Below are 24030 nucleotides of genomic sequence, written 5' to 3' on the forward strand. Positions count from 1 at the left end.
GGCGAGTAATGACGTGAACAAGCCACATTTCGCGAAAGTTGGCTGTAACCCAGCCAACCGTTAGGAGCGAACCCACGTGCGGCGATCACGTGCCGCCGTGTACACCAACTCGACCTTGTCCGGTCGCAAGCCAGACTTGAGGTGCTTGAACGCCGAGATGTCGTGCTCCTGAAGGACTCGCACGTCCCGGAGTGACGGCACGACCTGCAGCTCTGCCACCGCAACGAAGGCGAGCACCGGCTGAACCTCGACGGGAAAGCCGCATGCACTCGTCAGCGCAGCTGAGGCCCGCCGCGCCTCTGCTCGGCTCTTTCGCACGTAGGGGTACGACTGGCCGCCTATGCGAACAGAGTCATCACCCACCCAAACGCGCGCTCCGCGGTGGCGCTTCGTGTTGAAGCAGAAGGCGCCGCCCGGACCAATCAGGACGTGGTCGATGTCAACTTCACCGGGCAGGGGTATGGAGTGCAGAACTCGCCAGCCTCGCCGCGCCAGCCTCTCCAGCTCCGCTCCCACCCGGCGCTCGCCGGCCAGTCCTGCGCGCCAACTGTCCGCCTCCAGACGCCGACCGGACAGCCTGGCCAACGCCCACTGCCAGAAGCCGGGCGTCAGCTCGTCCACCTTCATCTGCAGCGCGTCTCCCGGACGGTTCCCGGCAAGATCGTCCTCAGAATGCAGTGCCTTGTGCGCTACGGGCGAAGATGAAGCAGTGAGATAGGGCGCAAGGACATCAAGTACCGCGTCCCGCTGTTCCTCAACAAGGAGCTCCAGATACCCCGTGCGGCGGTCGAACCATGCGACCTTCTTGCCGTCCGACTGATTCACGTAGAGACGGTCATGTCCGTAACGCTTCCATACGGAGACCTGTAAGCCGCTCACGCGCCCCCCGTTTCGCATCCCATCAAAGGCCAATGACCATGTGACCAGGATCAGAAACAGCGAGCAAGACAGCCTCACGTCTGCGCCGAAGCAGGCTGGTGGCCGAGATCGGGCGCTTCATAGCCGGTTCTGCAGACAGGGCGAGGGCACATCCAGGGCACATGAGCCTGGGAAACGGCGTTGACCCGTGAGAACTACCGAGAGGAGTTTTCCCAGGTCAACGCACATTCCCTTGCGAAACCCCAGGTCAGCGCCCTCCCGTCACCAATCGCTGCACGAGTGGCAGGACTTCAGCCATCGGTTGCATGAGGCGGGGCATCAGCCGTACTGCCTTGTCTGGCCCTGACCTGGGGCTTCGTTTGGTGCGGGCAGGGCTTTCGGGGGCCGCCCTTGGCATGTGCCGGGCCGGTCACCATGGAGTCATGGCCAAGCGTTGGCCTGCGCTCGGAAGGTGTCGGTATCGCTCTCCACAGGTAGTACGCACAGCAGATGACCGCCAGGGACTTGTAGCACGCGGCACTCCTCCCATCGCGAAACCTGCTCGGCGCCCAGGGCGATCAAGCGCTCGGTTTCCGATTCGACGTCGTCGGTCTCGATGTCTAGGTGGATACGAGGTGCGTCGTCGACCGCCTGGACCGCGGTGATCAGTCCCGGCAGTGCCTGGTGGAGGGCGGTGAAGTGCGGTGCCGGTGGAAACGGTTGGGCGGTCGCGCCGAGAGCGGCCGACCAGAAGTCCACTGCTCGGGCAGCCTCGGCTCGGGGTGTGTCGATCAGTACGGCGTATACGCGGCTTCTGTGCATCATCGTCACCGCGTCACCGGAGCGGCCGGATTGCCGTAGTAGGCGTCGGGGCCGTGCTTGCGGGTGTAGTGGCGGTTCAGGAGGTGGGGAGGGGGCGGACTCGTCGGTGAGAGGGACATGGTGTGCAGGGCGATGTCGGCGACGGCTTCGCAGATGATCGCGTGTTCCAGGGACCTGCGGGCAGTGGCGCCCCAGGTGAAGGGGCCGTGTCCGGCGACGAGGGCGGCGGGGACCTCGACGGCCCGCTGGTCGTCGCCGTCGAGGAGGTCCACGATGACGTGGCCGGTGTTGTACTCGTAGTCCTGCGCGCACTCCTCCTTCGTGAGGTCGCGGGTGACGGGCACGGGGCCGTTGAAGGTGTCGGCGTGGGTGGTGCCGAGGACGGGGATGTCCCGGCGGGCCTGGGCGAAGGCGACCGCGTGGGTGGAGTGGGTGTGGGTCACGCCGCCGACGGACGGGAAGGCCAGGTACAGGCAGCGGTGGGTCTCGGTGTCGGTGGAGGGACGCAGGTCGCCCTCGACCACCGCGCCGTCGGACAGGCGGACCGTCACCAGGTCGTCCAGGGTCAGGGCCTCGTAGGGGACCCCGGAGGGCTTGATGACGAACACCCCCGCCTCGCGGTCGACCCCGCTGACGTTTCCCCAGGTCAGGGTCGCCAGGCCGACCTGGGGGATGGCGAGGTTCGCCTCCAGTACCTCCTGGCGCAGGCCCTCCCGGACAACTGTGGTCATCGTGGTCTCCTTCGTCACAGGGCCTGGGCGAGGCGGTGGTAGGCGGCGTTCCAGCGGATTTCCTTGGCGAACTGATCGGTGCTGGTGCTCTCGTCGATGGTGAGCAGCTCGACACCGGTCATGGCGGCGTAGTCGGTCAGGGTCTCGACGTCGACCGCCGAGCTGAGCACGGTGTGGTGCGGGGCGCCGGCCAGCAGCCAGCTCTCCGCCGATTCCGCCAGGGACGGACGTGGCTTCCATACGGCCCGGGCGACCGGCAGGCGGCGCAGGGGTTCGCTGGGGGCGACGACGTCGACGGCGTTGGCGGTGAGGCGGAAGCGGTCGCCGAGGTCGGAGAGGCCGACGACGACGGCGGGGCCTTCGGCGGCGTTGAAGACCAGACGGACCGGGTCCTCGCGGCCGCCGATGGACAGGGGGTGGATCTCGCAGCTGGGGCGGCCGGTGGCCACCGAGGGGCAGACCTCCAGCATGTGGGCGCCGAGGACACGGGGGGTGCCGGGGCCGAGGTGGTAGGTGTAGTCCTCCATGAACGTGGTGCCGCCGGGCAGCCCCGCACCCATGACCTTCATCGTGCGCAGCAGGGCGGAGGTCTTCCAGTCGCCCTCGCCGCCGAAGCCGTAGCCGTCGGCCATGAGGCGCTGCACCGCGATGCCGGGCAGCTGGCGCAGCCCGCCGAGGTCCTCGAAGTTGGTGGTGAAGGCGGTGAAGCCGCCTTCGGTGAGGAAGGCGCGAAGGCCGAGTTCGAGACGGGCGGCGTACAGCAGGGAGTCATGGCGGATGCCGCCGGGGCGCAGGGCCGGGACGACGTCGTACGACTCCACGTACTCGGCGGCGAGCTCGGCGGCCGCCTTGTCCTCGATGTCGTCGACCACGGCGACCAGGTCGTTGACGGCATAGGTGTTGACGGAGAAGCCGAAGCGCAGCTGGGCCTCCACCTTGTCGCCCTCGGTGACGGCGACGTCGCGCATGTTGTCGCCGAAGCGGGCGAGCCGCAGGGTGCGCGAGGCGTGGCGGCCGACGGCGGCGCGGGCCCAGGCGGCGACGCGCCGGATCACCCTCGGGTCGGTGGCGTGACCGGCGACGATCTTGCGGTCGACGCCGACGCGGGACTCGATGTGGCCGAACTCGCGGTCGCCGTGGGCGGCCTGGTTGAGGTTCATGAAGTCCATGTCGATGCTGGGCCAGGGCAGCGACAGGTTGTACTGGGTGTGCAGGTGCAGCAAGGGCCGGTCCAGGGCGCTGAGACCGGCGATCCACATCTTCGCGGGCGAGAAGGTGTGCATCCACACGATCACGCCCACGCAGGTGTCGGAGGCGCTCGCCTCCTGGCACATCCGCCGGATCGAGTCGGCGTCGGTGAGGACCGGCTTCCACACGATCCGGACCGGGACCTTGTCGGGCCGGCCGAGGGTCTCGGCGATGCTGCGGGACTGGTCGGCGACCTGGCGCAGCACGTCGTCGCCGTACAGGCCCTGGCTGCCGGTGAGGAACCAGATCTCCTGGCTGCCGTAAGGCCTTTCGGAAGTGATCATGAGGGGTCCTTTCACAAGGGAAGCAGTGAGGCTTCGGCGCGGATGTGGCGCAGGCGGTGCATGACGTCGTTGGTGCCGCGGCCGAAGTAGTCGTGCAGCACGCGGTACTCGGCGTACAGGCGCTCGTAGGCTGCCGCGCGCTGCGGGTCCGGCAGGTAGACCCGGCGGTGCACCTTGCCCATGGCGTGGGCGGCGGCGCGGATGTCGGGGTACGCCCCGGCGGCGACGGCGGCGTGCATGGCGGCGCCGAGGGCCGGTCCCTGGGCCGAGCCGATGATGCTCAGCGGGCGGCGGGTGACGTCGGCGTAGATCTGCATGAGCAGGGCGTTCTTCGTCAGGCCGCCCGCGATGATCAGTTCCGTCACCGGTACGGCGGCGGACTCGAAGGCGTCGATGATGGTGCGGGTGCCGAAGGCGGTGGCCTCCAGCAGGGCGCGGTAGATGTCCTCGGGGCGGGTGGAGAGCGTCTGGCCGATCAGCAGGCCGCTGAGGTCGTGGTCGACCAGGACGGACCGGTTGCCGCTGTGCCAGTCGAGGGCGAGGAGGCCGTGTTCGCCCACCTTCTGTCCGGCAGCGAGGGCGGTCAGGTACTCGTGCGGGGTCTGGCCGGCCGCGGCGGCGCGCTCCGCGTACTCGGCGGGCAGGCCCGTGCGGACGAACCAGCCGAAGATGTCGCCGACGCCGCTCTGCCCGGCCTCGTAGCCCCAGAGCCCGGGGAGGATGCCGCCTTCCACGACCCCGCACATGCCGGGCACAACACCCTGCTGGTCGGAGCTCATCACATGGCAGGTGGAGGTGCCCATGATGGCGACCATCTGGCCCGGTTCCACGGCGACCGCCGCCGGGGCGGTGACATGGGCGTCGACGTTGCCGACGCAGACCGTGATGCCCTCCGGCAACCCGGTCCACGCGGCCGCCTCGGCGGTCAACACCCCGGCGGAATCGCCGAGTCGGCCGATCGGATGGTCCAGCTTGTCGGTCACGAAGCCGGCGAAGTCCGGGTGCAGCGCCGACAGATACTCGGGCGACGGATAACGCCCTTCCTGGTACTGGCCCTTGTAGCCTGCCGTGCAGGCGTTGCGGACGTACGTCCCGCACAGCCGCCACACGATCCAGTCCGCCGCCTCCAGCCAGCGCTCGGTGCGCCGGTAGATCTCCGGGTCCTCCTCCAGGACCTGCAGCGCCTTGGCGAACTCCCACTCCGAGGAGATCTTCCCGCCGTACCGCTCCAGCCACGGCTCGTTCATCTCGGCGGCCAGCGCGTTGATCCGGTCGGCCTGGCCCTGGGCCGCGTGGTGGCGCCACAGCTTGACGTAGGCGTGCGGGCGGTTCTCCAGGCCGGGGAGTTCGCACAGCGGCGTGCCGTCGGCGAGGACCGGCAGGACAGTGCAGGCGGTGAAGTCGGTGCCGATGCCGATCACCTGTTCCGGCCGCACTCCGGCACGGGCGAGAGCCTCGGGTACGGCGCCTCGCAGCACATCGATGTAGTCCGAGGGGACCTGGAGGGCCCAGTCGGGGGGCAGCCGGGTGCCGTCGGGCAGGGTCCGGTCGAGGACGGCGTGGGCGTAGACGTGCTCCGCCGACGCCAGTTCCGCGCCGTCGCCGACCCGCACCACCACGGCACGGCCGGACAGGGTGCCGAAGTCGACGCCCACGACACAGGGTTCTTCAGACACGGGCGACCCACCTCTCTTGTTCGCTATGTCAGTCAGTGTTCGGAATGCCGGACAGAAGTGCGGGGCCCGGCCGCGACCGGGCCCCCTGGCGGATCAGTTGACCCGCACGACCTGCCACAGTTCGTCAGCGGCGCCGTTGTCCGCCGACTGGACGATCAGCGCGCCGTTGGCGGTGGAGGCGACGTCCGCCACCAGGCCGCTCGCGGAGTTGACTAGCTTGAAGTAGCCGCCTCCCGCGTCCGTGAGCGTCCACTTCTGGGAGCTCGCGCCCGACGACGAGTTCTGGACGACGGCCGCCCCCGACGAAGTCGAGCCGTTGTTGTCGAGGAACAGACCGCTGTTGACGTTCTTCACGGTCCACGCCCCGCCGCTGACCGACTGGAACGTCCACAGCTGGCAGTTGTTGGCGGTGTTCACCCACTGGCCGGCCTGCTTGCCCGTGGCGGTGGATGCGCCGGGGATCTCCAGGAACTTGCCGCTGTTCTTGTTGACCAGCCGGTACTGGCCGGTGGACAGGGTGGGCAGCGCGGTCTGGGTGAGATTCCAGCGCTGGCAGGCGCAGCCGGTGTCGGACCACTGCCCGGCGGCGGTGCCGACCGTGGTGGAGGCGCTGGGGATCTCCAGGAACTTGCCACTGTTCCGGTTGGTGGCGGTGAAGCCGCCCGCCGGGTTCGGGGCGACGGCCCACTCGTGGTCGAGGGTGCCGTTGTCGTCCCACTGCAGGACCTTTGCGCCGTTGGCGGTGGAGGCGTTCTGCACGCCCAGGAGCTTGCCGCTGGCCACATTGAAGATCTTGAAGTAGCCCGACGGCTGCTGGACGAACTTCCACTGCTGGTCGGTGACGTTGTCGGCGTTCTGCTGGGTGGCGAAAGTGCCGTTGGTGGTGGTGCCGCCGACGATGGTCAGCATCAGGTGGCTGTTGGCGTTGGACATGGTGTAGGTCGCGCCGTCGGAGATGCCGCCGCCCAGGTCGATCGTGCCGTAGGTGACCGGGTTCTCGACGGTGCTGCTGACCACGCCCGCACTGAAGATCTCCAGGCTGTGGCCGTCAGCGAGGGGTACCATGCCGCGGCTGTAGCCGCGGGGGACGGTGGAGGCGATGCGCGTCCAGGCGCCCGCCGCGCCGTTCTGCGTGTTCAGGAAGAGGTCGGTGGTGCTCTGGGCGCTGACCGCCAGGGTGCCGTTGGGACCGCCGGTGGGAAGCCAGGTGATGTACGGGGCGCTGGTGGGCACGTACCCGTCGGTGGACCTCAGGACGGTGCCGGTGACGGAGCCGAACGCCTCGGGGTCGGAGGAGACCTTGTAGTAGACCGCGAAGTTGGCTTCGGGTGCGCCCCCGTACTCGTACGTCATCACGTAGTTGCCGTTGGGCAGTTGCGCGACGACCGGCATGCCGGGGCGGTCGGTGTAGGTCGGCATGGCCACGTCGTCCACGACCGAGGACCAGGTGATGCCGTCGGTGGTGGTCTGGTGGACGATCTTCTGGGCGTGGTTGGGGTCACGCTGGTCGGAGTAGTACACGATCAGCTTGGAGCCGGAGGCCATCAGGAACGGCTCCCATACCGGGGTCTGGCCGTTGGTGACGTCGGCCTTGCCGCCCTGGGCGATGCTGCTGACGAACGACCAGGTCATGCCGTGGTCGGTGCTGGCGTACAGGTCCAGCTCGGTCGAGGACAGGTCGTTCGGGATGGAGTTGCCGGCGGCGAGGATCGTGCCGGCCGGGAAGTTGCCGATCTGCGTGGGCAGTTCGTACAGGAACGGCTGGTAGCGCATGCCGAAGCCGTTGTGGGTGTCGCTGATGCTGGAGATCTGGGTCCAGCTGTTGCCGTTGTCGGTGCTTCGGTAGACCGGGAAGACGGGCGTGCCCGAGCTGTACTGCTCGAACGTGGCAAGCATGGTGCCGTTGGACGCACCGCTGTACTGCAGGCGCACGGCGCGCGGGTAGAGCGCGCCGGGCGACGGGGCGGTCGACGGTGAGGTGTACATCGTCTGGGAGGCGCGCGTGATCGCGTGCGCCTGGCCGGCGGCGGGGAGGACGAGGGCGACGGCGGCTGCGAGCAGGGCCAGCAGCAGGGTGATCGCCTGTGTGCGGGGTACGGCGCGGAGTATGGCGCCTTCCCTGGTGGTGGACATGGGCGGCTCCCGATGAATGTCCGGAACTGGGGGTGGTGCGGGGTCCGACGCTCCCCGGGGGGAGGGGGCGGGAGCGGCGGGGCTTCGGGGGGTGTCAGCCGGCGCGGCGCAACCGGATGACGTTCCAGGAGACCGGCGGCAGGCTCGCGGTGAGACGGCCGTCGGCGACGGGACCGGTGTCGGCGGCGTACGGGCGTACCCGGTCGGGGTCGTCCTGGGTGTTGGCGGCGCGTATGTCGGGGTCGCTCAGCACCGAGTGCTCGACCGGCGTGTAGCCGGGGAACGCCCGCAGGTCGAGGGCGAGTTCGACGTTCTCGCTCTGGTGCCGGTTGACGGCGAAGACGGTGAGCTCGTCGGCGCCGTCCGCCTCCGCGAGGTGCGTGGCCACGGCGTCGAGGACGGAGACTTCGCCGAAACGTTTCGTCTCATACGTCGGCGCCACCGGCTCCACTCGCAGGACCGTGCCTCGGGCGTGCCGGGCGGCCTGGGCGAAGGGGTGGAAGGTGGTCTGCCGCCAGCTGGGACCGCCGGCCTCGCTGCGGATGGGGGCGATGACGTTGACGAGCTGGGCGAGGCAGGCGGCGGTGACGCGGTCGCTGTGCCGCAGCAGGCTGATCAGCAGCCCGCCGACCACGACGGCGTCCGCGACGTTGTACTCGTCCTCGATGACCCGTGGGGCGACGGCCCACTCGGTGGGCTTCTCCTGCGCCTCGAAACGGGTGTTGTACCAGACATTCCACTCGTCGAAGGAGAGGTTGATCCGCTTCTTGCGGCGCAGCTTGGCCCGGATGTGGTCGGCGGTGGCGACCACCGAGTCGACGAAGTGGTCCATGTCGACTCCGGAGGCCAGGAAGCTGCCGAGGTCGCCGTCGAGTTCCTCGTAGTAGGCGTGGCAGGAGATGTAGTCGACCTGGTCGTACGCCTCCTCCAGGACCGTGGCCTCCCAGGCGCCGAAGGTCGGCATGGAGGAGCTGGAGCTGCCGCACGCGACCAGTTCGAGCTTCGGGTCGATCATGCGCATGGCACGGGCGGCCTCGGCGGCGATGCGGCCGTACTCCTGGGCGGTCTTGTGACCGGTCTGCCAGGGGCCGTCCATCTCGTTGCCCAGGCACCACATGCGGATGCCGAAGGGGTCGGGGGCGCCGTTCTTGATCCGCTGGTCGGACCAGGCGGTGCCGCCCGGGTGGTTGCAGTACTCCAGCAGGTCCAGGGCCTCGGCGACGCCCCGGGTGCCGAGGTTGAGGGCCATCATCGGCTCGACGCCGGCCTTCTCGGCCCAGCGGTGGAACTCGTGCAGGCCAAACGCGTTGGTCTCGGTGCTGTGCCAGGCGAGGTCGAGACGGGTGGGCCGTTCGGCCACCGGGCCGACGCTGTCCTCCCAGCGGAAGCCGGAGACGAAGTTGCCGCCGGGATAGCGCACGGCGGTCACGCCCAGCTCGCGCACCAGGTCCAGGACGTCACGGCGCAGGCCGTCCTCGTCTGCCAGGGGATGGCCGGGCTCGTAGATGCCGGTGTAGACGCAGCGGCCCATGTGTTCGACGAACGAGCCGAAGGTTCGGGGACTCACGTCGGCGACGCGGAAGGCGGGGTCGAGGGCCAGGGAGGCGTGCAGCATGAAGGTCGCTCCGGGAGGTGCGCGAGGAAGAGGGGAGAACGGGCGGGCCCGTCAGGTCACTTGAGGCTTCCGACGGTCAGACCGCCGCGCCAGTACCGCTGGAGGAGCAGGAAGGTGACGATCAGCGGCAGGATCGCCACCAGGGAACCCGCGATGACCAGGGTGAACAGCGCGTTCGCGCCGGACTGGATCATCGCCCCCTCGTACCAGGACTGCAGGCCTACGGTGAGCGGGAACAGCCTGTCGTTGTTGAGCATCACGAGCGGCAGGAAGAAGTTGTTCCAGGTGCCGACCATGGAGAACAGCAGCACCGTGACGAGCGCCGGCTTCAGGGTCGGCAGTGCCACCGACCACAGCACCCGCAGCTCGCCGGCCCCGTCCATGCGGGCCGCCTCCAGCAGCTCGTCCGGCAGGGACTCCTGGACGTAGACCCGTACGAGGTAGACGCCGAAGGGGTTGAGCAGTTGGGGCAGGATGACCGCCCACATGGTGTTGGTCAGCGCCACCTTGCTCAGCAGCAGATAGGTGGGGATGGCCAGCGCGGTGGCGGGCACCATGATGGCGCCGAGGAGACTGGAGAAGAGCAGGTTGCGACCGGGGAAGCGGTACTTGGCGAAGGCGTAGCCCGCGAGGGTCGCCACGGCGGTGGCACCGGCGCCGCTGACACCGGCGTAGATCGCGGTGTTGCCCATCCAGCGCAGGTACTCGCCGTCGTTGTACGTGAACAGCTGCTGGAGGTTGGTGAAGAAGGAGCCCGGCGAGTGGAACCAGAGGGCGGCGGTGGAGAAGAGCGCGTCGTTGCCCTTGGTGGCGGCGACGACCAGCCACCAGAACGGCAGCAGGAAGTACAGGATCATCGCCACCATCACCACGTTGACGGTGACGCGTCCAGGTGCGGCTGACGGACGACGGCCGGTGGCCGGGGCGGCGGTTACGGCGGGTGCGGCGACGGTGGTCACTTCAGTCCGCTCCTCTTGCGCGTGGCGAACAGGAAGATGTAGGAGCCGATGAAGACCACCGCTCCGAGGGAGAAGGAGATGGCGGCGGAGTAGTTGAACTCCGAGTACTGGAACGCCAGGTTGTAGGCGTACAGGTTCGGCGTGTAGTCCGGCGTGATCACCGAAGAGGCGGTCTTCTCCAGGACCCGCGGCTCGGTGAAGAACTGCAGGGTGCCGATGAGGGTGAACATCAGGGTGAGCACCAGCGCCGATGAGATCATCGGGACCTTGATGCGCAGGGCCGTCTGGAGCTGGCCGGCGCCGTCGAGCTTCGCCGCCTCGTAGACCTCGCGGGGCAGGCCCTGCAGGGCGGCGTACAGGACGATCATGTTGTAGCCGGTCCACTGCCAGGTCACGATGTTGCCGAGCGAGGTCAGCATCAGACCGTGCGACAGCAGGTCGACCTTGCCGAGGCCGAGCGAGTTGCTGATCGAGTTCACCGGGCCGAAGGTCGGGCTGTAGAGGAAGCCCCACATCAGGGCGCCGATCACCGCGGGCACGGCGTACGGCATGAACAGGGTCATCCGGAAGACCTTGGCGAGCCTGCTGGTGACCTCGTCGATGATCAGCGCGCCCAGCAGGGCGAGGCCGAGCATCAGCGGGATCTGGACCACACCGAAGACGACGACTCTGCGCACGCCGGACAGGAACTGCGGGTCGGTGAAGGTCTGTTTGTAGTTGGCGAACCAGCTGAAGTGGTCCCCGCCGACCAGGGTGGAGGTCCTCAGGCTCAGCCAGAAGGCGTAGCACAGGGGGGCCACCAGGAAGGCCAGGAAGAGCAGGAGGAACGGGCTGACCAGCAGCAGGCCCATGCCCTTGTGCCGGGTGCGGGCGGACAGCCCGCCGGGGCGCCGGCCCGCCACGGGAGTGCGAAGTCCCCTCGCGGGGACGGCACTTGGCGGTGCCGTCGCGGTGGATCCCTGCTGTCGGAGCAGGCTCATCACTTCTCCTTGCGCGTGGTGCGGGCCCCCGCCGGCGGCGGAGCTCTCGGGCGCGGGCGCGCCGGCGGGGGCGGTGGGGAGTCGGGACTCGGGCCGGTTACCTGCTGACCTTGAATCCCTGCTTGCCCGCGTAGGAGGTCACCTGCTGCTGGACGTTGTCGTTGACGGACGACCAGGCGGTCTGGCCCTGGAGGGCCTTGCCCACCTCGCTGGTGTCGGTGTTGTAGGCGTAGTCCTGGAACGGGCTCCAGTCGAAGGTCGAGATGCCGTTCGCGGCGGGCACGAACACCGAGTTGATCTGCTGGCCGCCGAAGAACTCGTACTTCTTGGACTTGAAGTACGCCCCGTTGAGGATCGGGTTGGACAGCGGGAAGAGGTAGGCCTGGTCGATGCCGATCTTCCAGGCCGCCTGGGAGGTGCCGAACAGCTCCCGGGCGACCTCCGTGGCCTCCTTGGGGTGCTTGGTCTGCGAGGTCACCGAGAAGCTCGAACCGCCCCAGTCGCCCTGGGCGTCCGCACCCGACGTCCACTGCGGCAGTGGGGCGACGCGCCACTTGCCGGAGGTCTTCGCGGCGACGCTGGAGAGGTAGCCGGGGCCCCAGCCGGCCGCGATGTAGGTGGCGTACTTGCCGGTGCTCAGGCCGTTGTAGAAGTCCGTGGTGGCGTACGACTGGGTGTCGACCAGCTTGTTCTTGACCAGGTCGCCCCAGTACTCGTACACCTTCTTGGCGTTGTCGTCGTTGAGCTTGACCCCGATGTCCGGCAGCTTGCTGGCCGAGTACGTGTAGGGGCGGGAGCCCGCCTGCCACATCAGGCCCTGGCGCCAGCCGGCGGCCGTCTCGTCGCTGCCGAAGTCGGTCATGTAGGCGCTGGGGTCGGCCTTGTGCAGCTTGGCCGCCTCCTCCTTGTACTCCGCCCAGGTGGTCGGCACCTTGAGGCTGTACTTCTTGAAGAGGTCGGCCCGGTACATCATGGCCATCGGGCCGCCGTCGACCGGGATGGCGTAGACATGGTCGCCGTCGGAGGCCTGGTTCCAGGCCCAGGACACGTAGTTGCCCTTGTCGGCGTTCGCGCCGTACTTGCCCATGTCTAGCAGGCCCTTGGTGAGCTGGATGGTCGGCAGCTCCTGGAACTCCAGCATGACGACGTCCGGGGCGCCCTGGCCGGCCTTCAGCGCGGTCTTCAGCTTGGTGTACTCGTCCTGGCCGACGCCCGCCTGCACCCAGTCGACCTGGACGTCCTTGTGGGTCTTGTTGAACTGGGCCACGACCTGCTTGAACTGCGGGTACCAGGCCCACACCTTGATGTGCACGGGACCGCTCTGCGCGCCGCTGGAGCTACCGCCCCCGCCGCCGCAGGCCGCGAGCAGCACACCGGCGAGGGCGGCGGAGGTCGCCGCTACCGTGGTCCGGCGGAGGGAACGGAGCTGGGGCTTTCTGCTGGACGACATGAGCGATCTCCTGGGTGTGGTGCCCGAGGGCAGGACGGAGTACGGGAGGTGCGGGGGGTGCAGGGAGGTGCGCCGGCACACGGGGGACCGGCGTGAAGAGGGTGAAGTCGGTGAACGGAGCGAGGGCGGGCGGGTACGCCGGCCCGGGTGAAGGGCGGGCGCTTCGTGCGCGAAGCGCTCAGAGGGTTGCCCGCCTACGGATGCCGGCGGGCGGACGTCGGTCGACGCGGGAGGGTGAGCGTGCGTGACGTCGGTGAGCAGGGAGAGAGGGCTCGGTGATCAGCGCGGCGGGCGCGCCGGGCAAGGCTCAGACCGCGGTGAGTAAAGAGTGATGCCCTGTCAGGACGGGTGCGGCTCCCGGCCCGTGAGAGGTTGCTGGTCCCACTGCGGCTCCTACTGTTCATCCCCGTGATCGCTCTCGGGGATCCGGTCCGTGGCGCGGCTCCGTCACGGTCCCTGGGTACTTGATCCGACCGGATCAAGCCCTTCTGCTACGCTCTGCAGCGCTGCAAAAGTGTTAACCGAGAAGTTGCCGCGCTGCAAGAGGCACAGGGGGCCTCTTCGAGAAAATTTCAGCGCTGAAACCGACATCCGGGATGAAGGTGGCATATGGCAAAGGGCGTCACACTCCGCGACGTCGCGGACCTCGCCGGCGTCTCCAGCCGGACCGTGTCCAACGTGGTCAACGGCTACGCGCCCGTCGCCGAGGCCACCCGCCTCCGGGTTCAGCAGGCCGTGGACAAGCTCGGCTACCGGCCCAACGTCCTGGCCCGCAACCTCGCCGCAGGCCGCTCGGGCCAGATCGCGGTGGTGGTGCCGTACCTGGACACCCCGTACTTCGCCGAACTGCTGCAGGGCATCATCCGTGCGGCCCGCGTCCAGGGCTACAACGTCCTGATCGACCAGACGGACGGCGACGCCGAGCACGAGAAGCTGTTCCTCAGCCGCGGCTCCCAGCACCTGCTCTTCGACGGCGTCATCTTCAGCCCCCTCGGCCTCGCCCAGTCCGACCTGACCGAACGCGACCCGAGCCTGCCGCTCGTCGTGCTCGGCGAGCGGGTGAGCGACGGCGGTTTCGACCACGTCGGGATCGACGACGTGGCTGCCTCCCTGGAGGCGACCGAGCATCTGCTCGGCCTCGGCCGGCGCCACGTCGCCGCGATCGGCGACCAGCCCTATCGCACCGGCGAGGCGGCCCAACTGCGCACCCGGGGCTACCGGTTGGCCCATGAGCGCGCCGGTCTTCCCGTCCGCGAGGAACTCGTCGTCTCCACCCCACGGTTCAACCGCGCCGACGGCGCGACGGCCATGGCCCACCTGCTCGACCTGGAGGAGCCGCCCGACGCGGTCTTCTGCTACAGCGACCTGGTCGCCCTGGGCGCCCTGCACACCCTGGCCTCCCGCGGACTGCGCGTCCCCGAGGACGTCGCCGTCGTCGGTTACGACGACATCGAGGACGGCCGCTACTCCAATCCGTCCGTCACCACGGTCTCCCCGGACAAGAAGGTGATCGCGGAGACGGCCGTGGAACGACTGCTCAAGCGGATCGGCAGCTCGACCCCCGTCCCGGGCATGGAGATCCGGGCGCCGCACCGGCTGATTCCCAGAGCCAGCACCATCGGGCGAAAGGCGGCGGCCACTGACGGGTCATGAGCATGGGGGCGGGTCCGGAGGCCGGTGCTTCGCGCGCCGGCCCCTCGTCGGAACGGGCCGTGACACCCCGCGCGTCAACCCGCTCGCTGGTGTGATCGTTCCTCCACGCCGCCGTTGTTGACCAGTGGTGGCCGGCCTGGCGGGGTGTCGTCGCGCATGCCCACCGCGGTGGCGGGTACGCCCGCTCCGTACGGAGCACCGCGGAAGCGGCCGGCGAGCGAGAGGTGTCGTAAGTGATTCGAAAGCTGCAGGCGGTCGCGCTGGACTGTGCCGATCCGGTACGGCTCGCGGAGTTCTACGCGGAGCTGCTCGGTGGCCGGGTGGTCACGGATCCGGGGGATCCCGGCTGGGTCGAGGTGCACGGGTTCGAGGGGACGCCGCTGGCCTGCCAGCGGGTGGACGGCTACCGGCCGCCCGAATGGCCCGGCCAGGAGCGTCCCCAGCAGCTCCACCTGGACTTCGACGTGGACGACCTCGACGGAGAGGAGAAGCGGGCGCTCGCCCTCGGCGCGACCGTCCTGGAGCGGACGGACCAGCTCCACCCGGCGGCCAACTGGCGGGTCTACGCGGACCCGGCCGGCCACCCGTTCTGCCTCTGTCTGCACTGAGCGGCATGACGGTCCTGCCAGACGTCCGGGTCCGCCCCGCAGGCCTGTGCGTACGCGCGCACCACGCGGCCACCGACGGCAGCCGTTCGCCGGCGGCCGCCCGCGACAGCGCGCCCACCCGACACCCGGGCCTGTCCGGACATCGTCCGGTACGACGGGGAGCCGGCCCGGGCCCGTAAGGACCGCAGGTCGTGAGCGAAGCGCTGCACCGGCCCGGCGTCGGGATCGAGCGGCCGCTCGGGACGTCCCCGATCACACACCGGATCGTGAGTAGGTCAGGACAGCTTGAGAGTTAAATGGGCTGAGCGGAATGGCCTGTTCCAGCCCCCGGGCAGAAGGGGCGGGCTCACCCCCCGGCGCCCGTCCCGCTCCCCGGCACGCCGCCGACGGTGAACCCGATCACCGCCCCGCCTCCCGCCCGCTGTGCCGCGAACGGCGCCCCGCCGTGCGCCAGGGCGACCTCCCGCACGATCGACAGGCCGAGCCCGGAACCGGGCAGGGACCGTGCGTCGGCCGCGCGGTAGAAGCGGTCGAAGATACGGATCAGGTCGCCGTCGGCGATCCCGGGGCCGCGGTCGAGGATCTCCACACGGACCGTGCCCGTGCGGGCGGGCCCGGAGACGGCGATCTCGATGGGCCCGGTGCCGTCGCGGTCGAACTTGGCCGCGTTCTCGACGAGATTGGAGATCGCCCGCTGCAGCATCCCCGGCCGGCCGTCGGTCGTCGTGTCACCGCTCACCCGGACCGTGATCTGCCGCCCGCTGCGCCGCCGCGCGAGCCCGGCCACGTCCTCCGCGATGTCCGCGAGGTCGACCCGCTGCGGCGGCTCGGTGTCGGACTGCCCGGCCGCCAGATCCACCAGCTCGTTGACCAGGTCGGTCAGTTCACGCGCCTCCTGGCCCAGGTCCGCGACCAGCTCGTCCCGGGTGGCCGGAGGCAGTTCGTCGATCCGGCGCAGCAGGGAGATGTTCGTACGGAGCGAGGTGAGCGGCGTACGCAGTTCGTGGCCCGCGTCCTGGACCAGGCGCCGCTGGTCCTCCTCCGACTGGGCGAGACGGCCCAGCATGCGGTCGAAGGCGCGGCCGAGGCGGCCCACCTCGTCGTAGCCGGTGACGGGCACCTCGATGCCGAGCCGCCGGGTGCGGGCGACGTCCTCCGCGGCCGAGGTCAGCAGGATCAGACGGTGGGTGATGCGCCGCGCCAGCCACCAGCCGAACAGGCCCGCGGCGATCACCACCGCGCACATCAGGATCAGCGTGCGCTGCTGCAGTGCCCGCAGCAGATCCTCGGTGTCGCTGAACTCCTGCGCGACCTGCACCGCGCCCCGCCCGGTGCCGAGCGAGACGGTCGCGATGCGGTAGACGTCCGTGTCGACGTCGACGTCCTTGTGCTCGACCAGCTTCCCGGCCTTCCGGGCAGCCGCGACCGACCGGTCGGCGGAAATCACCGGCAGCCCGGGGCTGCCCGGGTCGACGACCTTGCCGTCCGGCCCCAGCACCTGCACATCCGTACGGGCCGGCCGCACGATGTCGTGGCCCGGCGCCGAGGAGGAGAAGTCGTCCGTCGTCATCCGGTGCTGCCGCACCTCGTCCCGCAGGTCCTGCACGACCTGGGCGAACACCGACTCCTGGTCGACGCGGACCAGCCGGGCCGCGGCGCTGTACGACAGCACGCCCACCAGCACCGTGACGGCGGCGGTGACCGCCGCGAAGGACACCGCGAACGTCGTGCGCAGGGAGACCAGCCCCGGCCGCCTTCTCGCCAGCAGCCGCCTGATCCTGCCCACTAGTCTTCCCGCAGCACGTAACCCACACCGCGCACCGTGTGGATCAGCGCCGGCGCGCCCGGCTCGTCGAGCTTGCGGCGCAGATAGCCGACGTACACGGCGAGGTTCTTGGAACCGGGTCCGAAGTCGTAGCCCCAGATGCGGTCGTAGATGGTGGAGTGGTCGAGGACGATTCCGGCGTTGCGCACGAGCAGCTCCAGCAGCTCGAACTCGGTCCGCGTCAGCTCCAGCTCCCGCTCGCCGCGCCAGGCCCGCCGTGCCTGTACGTCCATGCGCAGCCCGGCGGCCTCGATCTGCCGGTCGGAGGCCGCGGGCAGCTCCTTCGGCACGTCGGCCAACGCCGCGGGGTCCGGGCTGGTCCGGCGCAGCAGCGCGCGCAGCCGCGCGAAGACCTCCTCGACGTCGAACGGCTTGACGACGTAGTCGTCGGCGCCCGCGTCCAGGCCCGCGATGCGGTCGGCGGTCTCGACGAGCGCGGTGAGCATGAGGATCGGCGTGCGGTCGCCCTCGGCCCGCAGCACCCGGCAGACCTGCAGCCCGTCGATGCCGGGCATCATGACGTCGAGCAGGAGCACGTCCGGCGGGGTCTTGTGGGCCTGCGCCAGCGCCTCGACGCCGTCGGCGACCGCGGTGACCTGATAGCCCTCCAGGCTCAGGGCGCGTTCCAGGGCATGACGGATGGCGCGGTCGTCTTCGGCGAGCAGCACAGTTTGGGGCACGTACCCATACTGCCAATTCATCTGGCGGTTCAGCGGAGGACGGCGGCCGTACGATCTGCCTTTTTACCGGCCTCTCACCGTCACACGAGCAACCCGACGGTCCCTCCTACCGTCCTCTCACTGAAGGGGCGGACAGTGCGGCCAGCTGCTCCGCGAACGGCACCACCGCGAAACCGCCCGCCCCGGCCGGGGCCTTCGCCGACAGGCCGCTCATCAGAACGGCCAGCTCCCCCGCCGCCCGTTCGATGCGCCCGTCCAGGCCCTCCGCGCCCCAGTCCTCCGACGCGGCGTACACCCCGGTGGGGACGACCACCGCGCGCAGGTAGGCGAAGAGCGGACGCAGCGCATGCTCCAGCACCAGGGAGTGCCGGGCCGTGCCGCCGGTCGCCGCGATCAGCACCGGCTTGCCCGCCAGGGCGTCCTTGTCGCTCACGCTCAGCACGTCGAAGAAGGACTTGAACAGTCCGCTGTACGAAGCCGAGAACACCGGGGTGACGACGATCAGCCCGTCCGCCTGCGTCACGGCGTCCAGCGCGGTTGCGAGTTTCCGCCCCGGGAAGCCGTTGGTGAAGTTGTGCGCGATCTCCACGGCGAGGTCGCGCAGCTCCACGACCTCGGTGTCGACCGGGGTCTGCCGGCCCACGGCGGCGGCCAGCCGGTCGCCCAGCAGCCGGGTGGACGAGGGGACGCTCAGCCCCGCCGAGACGACGACCAGCTTCATACGGCGGCCTCCTCCTTCTCCGCGGCGGCCAGCAGCGAGGCGTGCGTCGGCGCCTGAGGCACGCTCGCCGGGCGCCTGGCCGCGAACTCCTTGCGCAGCACCGGCACGACCTCCTCGCCCAGCAGGTCGATCTGCTCCAGCACGCTCTTCAGCGGCAGCCCGGCGTGGTCCACCAGGAACAGCTGGCGCTGGTAGTCACCGGCGTACTCCCGGAAGGCGAGGGTCTTCTCGATCACCTGCTGCGGGGAGCCGACGGTGAGCGGGGTCTGGTCGGTGAAGTCCTCCAGGGAGGGCCCGTGGCCGTAGACCGGCGCGTTGTCGAAGTACGGCCGGAACTCCCGCACCGCGTCCTGCGAGTTGTGCCGCATGAACACCTGCCCGCCCAGGCCCACGATCGCCTGCTCGGGCGTGCCGTGCCCGTAGTGCGCGTAGCGGGACCGGTACAGCTCGACCATCCGCTTGGTGTGGTCGGCCGGCCAGAAGATGTTGTTGTGGAAGAAGCCGTCGCCGTAGTACGCGGCCTGCTCGGCGATCTCCGGCGAGCGGATCGAGCCGTGCCAGACGAACGGCGGGACACCGTCCAGCGGGCGGGGCGTGGAGGTGAAGCCCTGCAGCGGGGTGCGGAACTTGCCCTCCCAGTTCACGACGTCCTCGCGCCACAGCCGGCGCAGCAGGGCGTAGTTCTCGATGGCGAGATTGATGCCCTCGCGGATGTCCTGGCCGAACCACGGATAGACCGGCCCGGTGTTGCCGCGGCCCATCATCAGGTCCACCCGGCCGTCGGCCAGGTGCTGGAGCATCGCGAAGTCCTCGGCGATCTTCACCGGGTCGTTGGTGGTGATGAGGGTCGTGGAGGTGGACAGGATCAGCTTCTCGGTCCGCGCGGCGACATAGCCGAGCATCGTGGTCGGCGACGAGGGGACGAACGGCGGGTTGTGGTGCTCACCGGTCGCGAAGACGTCGAGGCCGACCTCCTCGGCCTTCAGCGCGATGGCGACCATGGCCTTGATGCGCTCGCGCTCGGTCGGCGTACGCCCGGTGGTCGGGTCCGGCGTGACGTCGCCGACGCTGAAGATCCCGAACTGCATGGTCGCTCAACCTCCAAGTTGTTGACCGTTCAACTATAGCCACACAACGGTCTCCCCCACCCCCTTATTCCGCCGATTGTCAGTGCCCCGTCCTACGATCCCGACATGGCCGCCCCACGCCGTGACACCCGAGGCATCGTCGGCGCCGCGGACTTCCTCGCACGCGTGGACTTCCGCCGCCCGGACCCCGCCGAGCCGCTGCGCCGCCATGTCGAGCACTACTGGCTGATCGACTGGGACCTGGACGAGCCGTACGTCTCGCACGTGGTCCCGCACCCCGCGGTCCACATCGTGTTCCAGCAGTTCGCGGACCAGGAGCCGTTCGTCGAGGTCGCCGGCGTCCAGCAGGGGCTCTTCGCGCAGAAGCTGGAGGGGCGCGGCCGGGTGTGCGGCATCAAGTTCCGGCCCGGCGGCTTCCGCCCCTTCGCACCCGGGCAGGCCGTGAGCGAGTGGACGGGCCGGCGGGTCCGCTCCCCCGAGGCCTTCCCCACGGCGGATCTCGCGGCCGTCCTCACCCCGCCCGACGAGACCGCCCGGATCGCCGCCCTCGACACCTTCCTGCTCTCCCTCTCCCCCCGCCCCGACCCCCAGGCCGACCTCGCGATGACGCTGGTCGAGCGCATCCGCACCGACCGCACCATCCGCCGCGTCGCCCACTTCGCCCGCGCCGAGGGAATGTCCGTACGGCTGCTGCAGCGGCTGTTCGCCGGGTACGTCGGCGTGGGCCCGAAGTGGGTCATCCTGCGCTACCGCATCCACGAGGCCCTGGAGCACGCGGAAACGGACCGCGAGATCGACTGGGCGACTCTGGCGGCCGACCTCGGCTACGCCGACCAGGCCCATCTGGTACGGGACTTCACGACGACGGTCGGGGTCCCGCCGACCGCCTACGCGGCCAGAACCTCCGGCTAGCGCAATCCCCGTGCGTGCCAGACGCCGCCCGGCAGGCGGGAATGTGACGACAGGGCCTAGACCTCGCCCGCCCGCAGCCGTGCGACCTGCTGGGCGCTGAACTCCACCGTGCGCCGCATGTGCCCGATGACCACGGCGAGTTCGGCGTCGTCCAGTTCCCCGAAGAGGGCGGACCAGCCGCCGCCCAGCCGGTCCCACATCCGCCCGAACTCGGCGATCCGCTCCGGCACGGTCGCCACCAGCACCCGCCGCCGGTCCTGCGCGTCCCGCTCCCGTACGACGTAGCCCGCCTTCTCCAGCCGGTCCACCAGCCGCGTCGCGGAGCCGGTCGTCAGCCCCGTCATCTCGGCGATCCGGCCGCTGGTCACCGGCCCGCCCTCCAGCGTCAGCAGGTTAAGACACTGCAGATCCGTGGGGTGCAGCCCCAGCCGGTCGGCCACGGCCTGGTTGAAGAGGGCGTACGAGGCCATGTAGCGGCGCGAGACACCGGCCAGCTCGTCGAGCAGCCGCTCCCGCACGTCCTGGGCCATGCCCCGCTCCTCCCTGGAAGACGCAGCCTCCCTAGAAGGAGTACTCGTCCCCGGTGGCCAGCACCAGCACCCGCTGCCGGTCGTTGTGCCGGTGGCGGTCGACGGCGCCCCCGTTCCACGCCGTGTCGATCTCCACCCGCACCTCGGACGGCGCACCCCGCAGCCGTACCCGCAACCGGATCTGCCGGGCCACCGCTTTCGCGGCCAGCGCCCCCACCCGGCACAGCATCACCCGCGCCCCCGACCGCACACACCCGCCCGGCAGCGCCTGCTTGTTCACGGGCGCCACCGACCAGCGCAGCCGCACCGTCGCGTCCGGCACGGCCGACGGCCCGTAATTGCGCGGCGTGAGCCGTAGATCCACCCGGCCGCCGGCCATGGAGACGACACCGTGATACGCCAGATCGGCCTCCGGAGCACCGACGGCGCTGCCCGGCAGAGCAGCCGCCATCACCAGGGCGGCAGCCCCGATCACAGGAACCCGCATCCTCCGCATCCCACCACTCCTCACTCCACGCAGTCGTACGGATGTATCCCACGCGGAGCACGCGGCAGGCGCCGTCCAACAGGTGACAGCACACCTGCCGGTGGCGGCAGACATGCCAAGCTGCAGACATGCTCGTCGCCCGCTCCGCCGCCCTCTTCGTCGTCGCCGCCCTCTTCGAGATCGGCGGCGCCTGGCTGGTCTGGCAGGGCGTGCGGGAACACCGCGGCTGGCTGTGGATCACCGGCGGCATCCTCGCCCTCGGCGCCTACGGCTTCGTCGCCACCTTCCAGCCCGACGCCCACTTCGGCCGCATCCTCGCCGCGTACGGCGGCATCTTCGTGGCCGGCTCGATCCTGTGGGGCATGGTCGCCGACGGCTACCGCCCCGACCGCTGGGACATCACGGGCGCCCTGGTGTGCCTGGCCGGCATGGCTCTCATCATGTGGGCGCCGCGGAACGGCGGCTGAGCCTCACCTACGCTGGACGGAACCGACCTCGACCCCACACCAGGAGCACCGCATGGCACCCGCACCGTCCGCCGCCTCCCGCATCGCCGTCGTGACGGGTGCGAGCAGCGGAATCGGCGCCGCCACCGCCCGGCAGCTCGCCGCAGCCGGCTACCGGGTCGTCCTCACCGCCCGCCGCAAGGACCGCATCGAAGCGCTGGCGGAGGAGATCAACGCGGCGGGCCACCAGGCCACGGCGTACCAGCTCGACGTCACCGACCGTACGGCCGTGGACGAGTTCGCCACCGCCTTCAGGACGATCGGCGTCCTGGTCAACAACGCGGGCGGCGCACTCGGCGCCGACCCGGTCGCCACCGGCGACCCGGCCGACTGGCGCGCGATGTACGAGACGAACGTCATCGGCACCCTGAACGTCACCCAGGCCCTCCTGCCCAAGCTGGTGGCGAGCGGCGACGGCACGGTCGTGATCCTCTCCTCCACCGCGGGCCTCGGCACCTACGAGGGCGGCGCGGGCTATGTCGCCGCCAAGCACGGCGAGCACGTCCTCGCCGAGACCCTCCGCCTGGAGATCGTCGGGCAGCCCGTCCGCGTCATCGAGATCGCCCCCGGCATGGTCAAGACCGACGAGTTCGCCCTCACCCGCTTCGGCGGCGACCAGGACAAGGCCTCGAAGGTCTACGAGGGCGTGGCCGAACCCCTCACGGCCGACGACGTCGCGGACACCATCACCTGGGCCGTCACCCGCCCCCACCACGTCAACGTCGACCTCCTGGTCCTGCGGCCGCGTGCGCAGGCGTCGAACACGAAGGTCCACAGGGAACTGTGATGACGGAGGACGCCGAGCGGGAGGCGGAGCAGCAGCGCCTGCGGCTGGAGAAGAAACGCGAACGCTACGTCTGGTACTACCTCGCCTACTTCCTCTTCGGCATCCACATCGTGGCCTTCGTGATGATCTACGCGGTACTGCACGCGAAGTAGGCATAGGGTCACGGTCTGTGGACCGACACATAGCTTTCGACGCGCTGCACAACTTCCGCGACCTGGGCGGCTACACGACGCCGGACGGCCACCGCATCCGCCCCGGCCGCCTCTACCGCGCGGACTCCCCGGGCAAGCTGACCGAGGGCACCGAGGACTGGGACCGCTTCCTCTCCCTCGGCATCCGCACGGTCATCGACCTGCGCCACCCCTGGGAGGCCGAGGCGCGCGGACGCATCCCGTCCCACCCGTCCTTCGCGTACCACAACCTCAGCATCGAGCACCGCGCCTACGAGCAGGCGGTCCAGGCCCCCGACGTCGACCCCGGCCCGTATCTGGCGGAGCGCTACATGGAGGTGGCGCAGGACGGGGTGAAGGAGATCCGCCGGGCCCTGGAACTGGTGGCGGAGGCAGCGGAGTCCGCGGAACCCCTCGTCTTCCACTGCGCCTCGGGCAAGGACCGCACGGGGCAACTGGCCGCGCTCGTCCTGACGTTGCTGGGCATCCCGGAAACCACCGTCATCGAGGACTACAGCCTCACCGAACTGGCCACACCCGGCATCCTGGCCTCCTGGAAGTCGAGAAACAACGGCCGCGAACCGACCTGGCCGGGCTTCGGCCGGGCCCCGCAGCAGGTGATGCGCACCTTCCTGGCCGCCATGAAGCAGCGCTACGGCTCGCTCGAGGACTACATCACACGGGAACTGTCCCTGGACGCAGGCGCCTTGGCGACAACCCTCCGCACAGCCCTCCTGGAACCCCAGCCCACGGACTGGCCGCCCCTCACCCACCGCAAAGCGACCCCGCCCGACGCCCGCACCCTCGTACGCCTCCGCGACTCGGCCGCGCTCTGGCAACTGGCCCGGGGAATCGACCAGTGGAAGCCGGGCGAAAAGGACGAGACCCACTTCCGCACCCGCATGGAACAGGGCGAGGTCTGGCTCGCCCACGCGGGCCCCCACCTGGCCGGCGCCTGGGAACTCTGGTGGGAGGACCCGGCGGCCTGGGGCCCGCGCCCCGCGGACGCGGGCTACATCCACCGCCTGATGACGACCCCGCACACGGCCCCACCGGGAACGGGCCGCAAGCTGCTGGCAGAGGCAGAGTCCCGCATCGCAGCAACGGGCCGACCGTACGCCCGCCTGGACTGCCTGGCCTCCAACCCCCGGCTGCGCGCGTACTACGAGTCGGCGGGTTACAGGGTCGTAGGCGAACAGCTGGCAAAGGACGGCGGGTCGGGCAGCCCGTATGCGGTGACGCTGCTGGAGAAGCGGCTCCCTTGACGGAATGGGGGCCCGAGCCGGATGGCTCGGGCCCCCAGGACG

The 24030-nt window shown here is 69.9% G+C and carries 23 protein-coding genes; 7 read left to right on the forward strand and 16 right to left on the reverse strand.

Annotated elements, in window-relative coordinates; genetic code table 11:
• Positions 1-60: 60 nt before the first annotated feature.
• The 10 genes from ACWCRD_RS39655 to ACWCRD_RS39700 all read right to left on the reverse strand — a co-directional run bounded on the left by ACWCRD_RS39655 (position 61) and on the right by ACWCRD_RS39700 (position 12756).
• Positions 61-825 carry a nuclease-related domain-containing protein gene (locus ACWCRD_RS39655; RefSeq protein ID WP_120051352.1) on the reverse strand — a complete coding sequence of 255 codons (765 nt, stop codon included), beginning with the start codon at positions 823-825 and terminating at the stop codon, positions 61-63.
• A gap of 474 nt (positions 826-1299) precedes the next feature.
• Positions 1300-1683, reverse strand: a complete 384-nt coding sequence (locus tag ACWCRD_RS39660; protein WP_450970579.1) for a VOC family protein — start codon at positions 1681-1683, stop codon at positions 1300-1302.
• A gap of 2 nt (positions 1684-1685) precedes the next feature.
• Positions 1686-2411, reverse strand: coding sequence for an L-ribulose-5-phosphate 4-epimerase AraD (araD, locus tag ACWCRD_RS39665; RefSeq protein ID WP_450970530.1), 726 nt, complete (start codon positions 2409-2411; stop codon positions 1686-1688).
• Positions 2412-2425: 14 nt separating this feature from the next.
• On the reverse strand, positions 2426-3940 hold the full coding sequence (gene araA / locus ACWCRD_RS39670; RefSeq protein WP_450970580.1) for an L-arabinose isomerase: 1515 nt from the start codon (positions 3938-3940) through the stop codon (positions 2426-2428).
• Between the two features lie 14 nt (positions 3941-3954).
• Positions 3955-5619, reverse strand: a complete 1665-nt coding sequence (gene araB, locus ACWCRD_RS39675) for a ribulokinase (RefSeq protein ID WP_450970531.1) — start codon at positions 5617-5619, stop codon at positions 3955-3957.
• 93 nt (positions 5620-5712) lie between these two features.
• Positions 5713-7752 (reverse strand): RICIN domain-containing protein, encoded by a 2040-nt coding sequence (locus tag ACWCRD_RS39680; RefSeq protein WP_450970532.1) that lies wholly within the window; start codon positions 7750-7752, stop codon positions 5713-5715.
• A 94-nt stretch (positions 7753-7846) separates the two neighbouring features.
• Complete coding sequence (gene arfA, locus ACWCRD_RS39685) at positions 7847-9367, reverse strand: arabinosylfuranosidase ArfA (protein WP_450970533.1); 1521 nt, start codon at positions 9365-9367, stop codon at positions 7847-7849.
• 56 nt (positions 9368-9423) lie between these two features.
• Positions 9424-10326: a carbohydrate ABC transporter permease gene (locus tag ACWCRD_RS39690; protein ID WP_450970534.1), complete on the reverse strand. Its 903-nt coding sequence runs from the start codon at positions 10324-10326 to the stop codon at positions 9424-9426.
• On the reverse strand, positions 10323-11306 hold the full coding sequence (locus tag ACWCRD_RS39695) for a carbohydrate ABC transporter permease (RefSeq protein WP_450970535.1): 984 nt from the start codon (positions 11304-11306) through the stop codon (positions 10323-10325). Before ACWCRD_RS39695 ends, ACWCRD_RS39690 begins: the two co-directional genes overlap by 4 nt.
• Before the next feature lie 97 nt (positions 11307-11403).
• Positions 11404-12756 (reverse strand): ABC transporter substrate-binding protein, encoded by a 1353-nt coding sequence (locus tag ACWCRD_RS39700; protein ID WP_450970536.1) that lies wholly within the window; start codon positions 12754-12756, stop codon positions 11404-11406.
• Positions 12757-13365: 609 nt separating this feature from the next.
• Between ACWCRD_RS39700 and ACWCRD_RS39705 the strand changes: the two genes are divergently transcribed.
• A complete protein-coding gene (locus ACWCRD_RS39705) occupies positions 13366-14409 on the forward strand; it encodes a LacI family DNA-binding transcriptional regulator (RefSeq protein ID WP_450970537.1) in 1044 nt (347 codons plus the stop codon).
• Between the two features lie 233 nt (positions 14410-14642).
• Positions 14643-15017, forward strand: a complete 375-nt coding sequence (locus ACWCRD_RS39710) for a VOC family protein (RefSeq protein ID WP_450970538.1) — start codon at positions 14643-14645, stop codon at positions 15015-15017.
• 346 nt (positions 15018-15363) lie between these two features.
• Here ACWCRD_RS39710 and ACWCRD_RS39715 read toward each other — a convergent pair whose 3' ends face one another.
• The 4 genes from ACWCRD_RS39715 to ACWCRD_RS39730 all read right to left on the reverse strand — a co-directional run bounded on the left by ACWCRD_RS39715 (position 15364) and on the right by ACWCRD_RS39730 (position 19331).
• Positions 15364-16803, reverse strand: coding sequence for a HAMP domain-containing sensor histidine kinase (locus tag ACWCRD_RS39715; RefSeq protein WP_450970539.1), 1440 nt, complete (start codon positions 16801-16803; stop codon positions 15364-15366).
• The gene (locus ACWCRD_RS39720) at positions 16803-17510 is read right to left on the reverse strand and encodes a response regulator transcription factor (RefSeq protein WP_115906609.1); all 708 of its coding nucleotides are present in this window, start codon (positions 17508-17510) and stop codon (positions 16803-16805) included. Before ACWCRD_RS39720 ends, ACWCRD_RS39715 begins: the two co-directional genes overlap by 1 nt.
• Before the next feature lie 118 nt (positions 17511-17628).
• Entirely contained in the window at positions 17629-18243 is a 615-nt protein-coding gene (locus tag ACWCRD_RS39725; RefSeq protein ID WP_450970540.1) for an FMN reductase, read from the reverse strand.
• Positions 18240-19331: an LLM class flavin-dependent oxidoreductase gene (locus tag ACWCRD_RS39730; RefSeq protein ID WP_450970541.1), complete on the reverse strand. Its 1092-nt coding sequence runs from the start codon at positions 19329-19331 to the stop codon at positions 18240-18242. The genes ACWCRD_RS39725 and ACWCRD_RS39730 overlap by 4 nt, the downstream gene beginning before the upstream one ends.
• 105 nt (positions 19332-19436) lie before the next feature.
• Between ACWCRD_RS39730 and ACWCRD_RS39735 the strand changes: the two genes are divergently transcribed.
• Positions 19437-20243 carry an AraC family transcriptional regulator gene (locus tag ACWCRD_RS39735; protein WP_450970542.1) on the forward strand — a complete coding sequence of 269 codons (807 nt, stop codon included), beginning with the start codon at positions 19437-19439 and terminating at the stop codon, positions 20241-20243.
• A 56-nt stretch (positions 20244-20299) separates the two neighbouring features.
• Here the strand turns inward: ACWCRD_RS39735 and ACWCRD_RS39740 are convergent, their stop codons facing one another.
• A complete protein-coding gene (locus tag ACWCRD_RS39740) occupies positions 20300-20773 on the reverse strand; it encodes a MarR family winged helix-turn-helix transcriptional regulator (protein WP_450970543.1) in 474 nt (157 codons plus the stop codon).
• A 31-nt stretch (positions 20774-20804) separates the two neighbouring features.
• Positions 20805-21269, reverse strand: coding sequence for a hypothetical protein (locus tag ACWCRD_RS39745; RefSeq protein WP_450970544.1), 465 nt, complete (start codon positions 21267-21269; stop codon positions 20805-20807).
• A 119-nt stretch (positions 21270-21388) separates the two neighbouring features.
• Between ACWCRD_RS39745 and ACWCRD_RS39750 the strand changes: the two genes are divergently transcribed.
• The 4 genes from ACWCRD_RS39750 to ACWCRD_RS39765 are packed head-to-tail and all read left to right on the forward strand — an operon-like array spanning position 21389 to position 23988.
• The gene (locus tag ACWCRD_RS39750) at positions 21389-21727 is read left to right on the forward strand and encodes a YnfA family protein (protein WP_099930644.1); all 339 of its coding nucleotides are present in this window, start codon (positions 21389-21391) and stop codon (positions 21725-21727) included.
• A 52-nt stretch (positions 21728-21779) separates the two neighbouring features.
• Positions 21780-22553 (forward strand): SDR family NAD(P)-dependent oxidoreductase, encoded by a 774-nt coding sequence (locus ACWCRD_RS39755; RefSeq protein ID WP_115906616.1) that lies wholly within the window; start codon positions 21780-21782, stop codon positions 22551-22553.
• Entirely contained in the window at positions 22553-22705 is a 153-nt protein-coding gene (locus ACWCRD_RS39760; protein WP_180292214.1) for a hypothetical protein, read from the forward strand. Before ACWCRD_RS39755 ends, ACWCRD_RS39760 begins: the two co-directional genes overlap by 1 nt.
• A 17-nt stretch (positions 22706-22722) precedes the next feature.
• Complete coding sequence (locus ACWCRD_RS39765) at positions 22723-23988, forward strand: GNAT family N-acetyltransferase (protein WP_450970545.1); 1266 nt, start codon at positions 22723-22725, stop codon at positions 23986-23988.
• Positions 23989-24030 lie beyond the last annotated feature (42 nt).

The organism is Streptomyces sp. NPDC002092 (assembly GCF_053593775.1).

Coding starts and splice junctions, on each gene's coding strand:
- ACWCRD_RS39660 (WP_450970579.1), bottom strand. CDS start 1,683: ATGATGCACAGAAGCCGCGTATACGCCGTACTGATCGACACACCCCGA.
- araD (WP_450970530.1), bottom strand. CDS start 2,411: ATGACCACAGTTGTCCGGGAGGGCCTGCGCCAGGAGGTACTGGAGGCG.
- ACWCRD_RS39680 (WP_450970532.1), bottom strand. CDS start 7,752: ATGTCCACCACCAGGGAAGGCGCCATACTCCGCGCCGTACCCCGCACA.
- arfA (WP_450970533.1), bottom strand. CDS start 9,367: ATGCTGCACGCCTCCCTGGCCCTCGACCCCGCCTTCCGCGTCGCCGAC.
- ACWCRD_RS39695 (WP_450970535.1), bottom strand. CDS start 11,306: ATGAGCCTGCTCCGACAGCAGGGATCCACCGCGACGGCACCGCCAAGT.
- ACWCRD_RS39700 (WP_450970536.1), bottom strand. CDS start 12,756: ATGTCGTCCAGCAGAAAGCCCCAGCTCCGTTCCCTCCGCCGGACCACG.
- ACWCRD_RS39705 (WP_450970537.1), top strand. CDS start 13,366: ATGGCAAAGGGCGTCACACTCCGCGACGTCGCGGACCTCGCCGGCGTC.
- ACWCRD_RS39725 (WP_450970540.1), bottom strand. CDS start 18,243: ATGAAGCTGGTCGTCGTCTCGGCGGGGCTGAGCGTCCCCTCGTCCACC.
- ACWCRD_RS39730 (WP_450970541.1), bottom strand. CDS start 19,331: ATGCAGTTCGGGATCTTCAGCGTCGGCGACGTCACGCCGGACCCGACC.
- ACWCRD_RS39735 (WP_450970542.1), top strand. CDS start 19,437: ATGGCCGCCCCACGCCGTGACACCCGAGGCATCGTCGGCGCCGCGGAC.
- ACWCRD_RS39740 (WP_450970543.1), bottom strand. CDS start 20,773: ATGGCCCAGGACGTGCGGGAGCGGCTGCTCGACGAGCTGGCCGGTGTC.
- ACWCRD_RS39745 (WP_450970544.1), bottom strand. CDS start 21,269: ATGCGGAGGATGCGGGTTCCTGTGATCGGGGCTGCCGCCCTGGTGATG.
- ACWCRD_RS39750 (WP_099930644.1), top strand. CDS start 21,389: ATGCTCGTCGCCCGCTCCGCCGCCCTCTTCGTCGTCGCCGCCCTCTTC.
- ACWCRD_RS39755 (WP_115906616.1), top strand. CDS start 21,780: ATGGCACCCGCACCGTCCGCCGCCTCCCGCATCGCCGTCGTGACGGGT.
- ACWCRD_RS39760 (WP_180292214.1), top strand. CDS start 22,553: ATGACGGAGGACGCCGAGCGGGAGGCGGAGCAGCAGCGCCTGCGGCTG.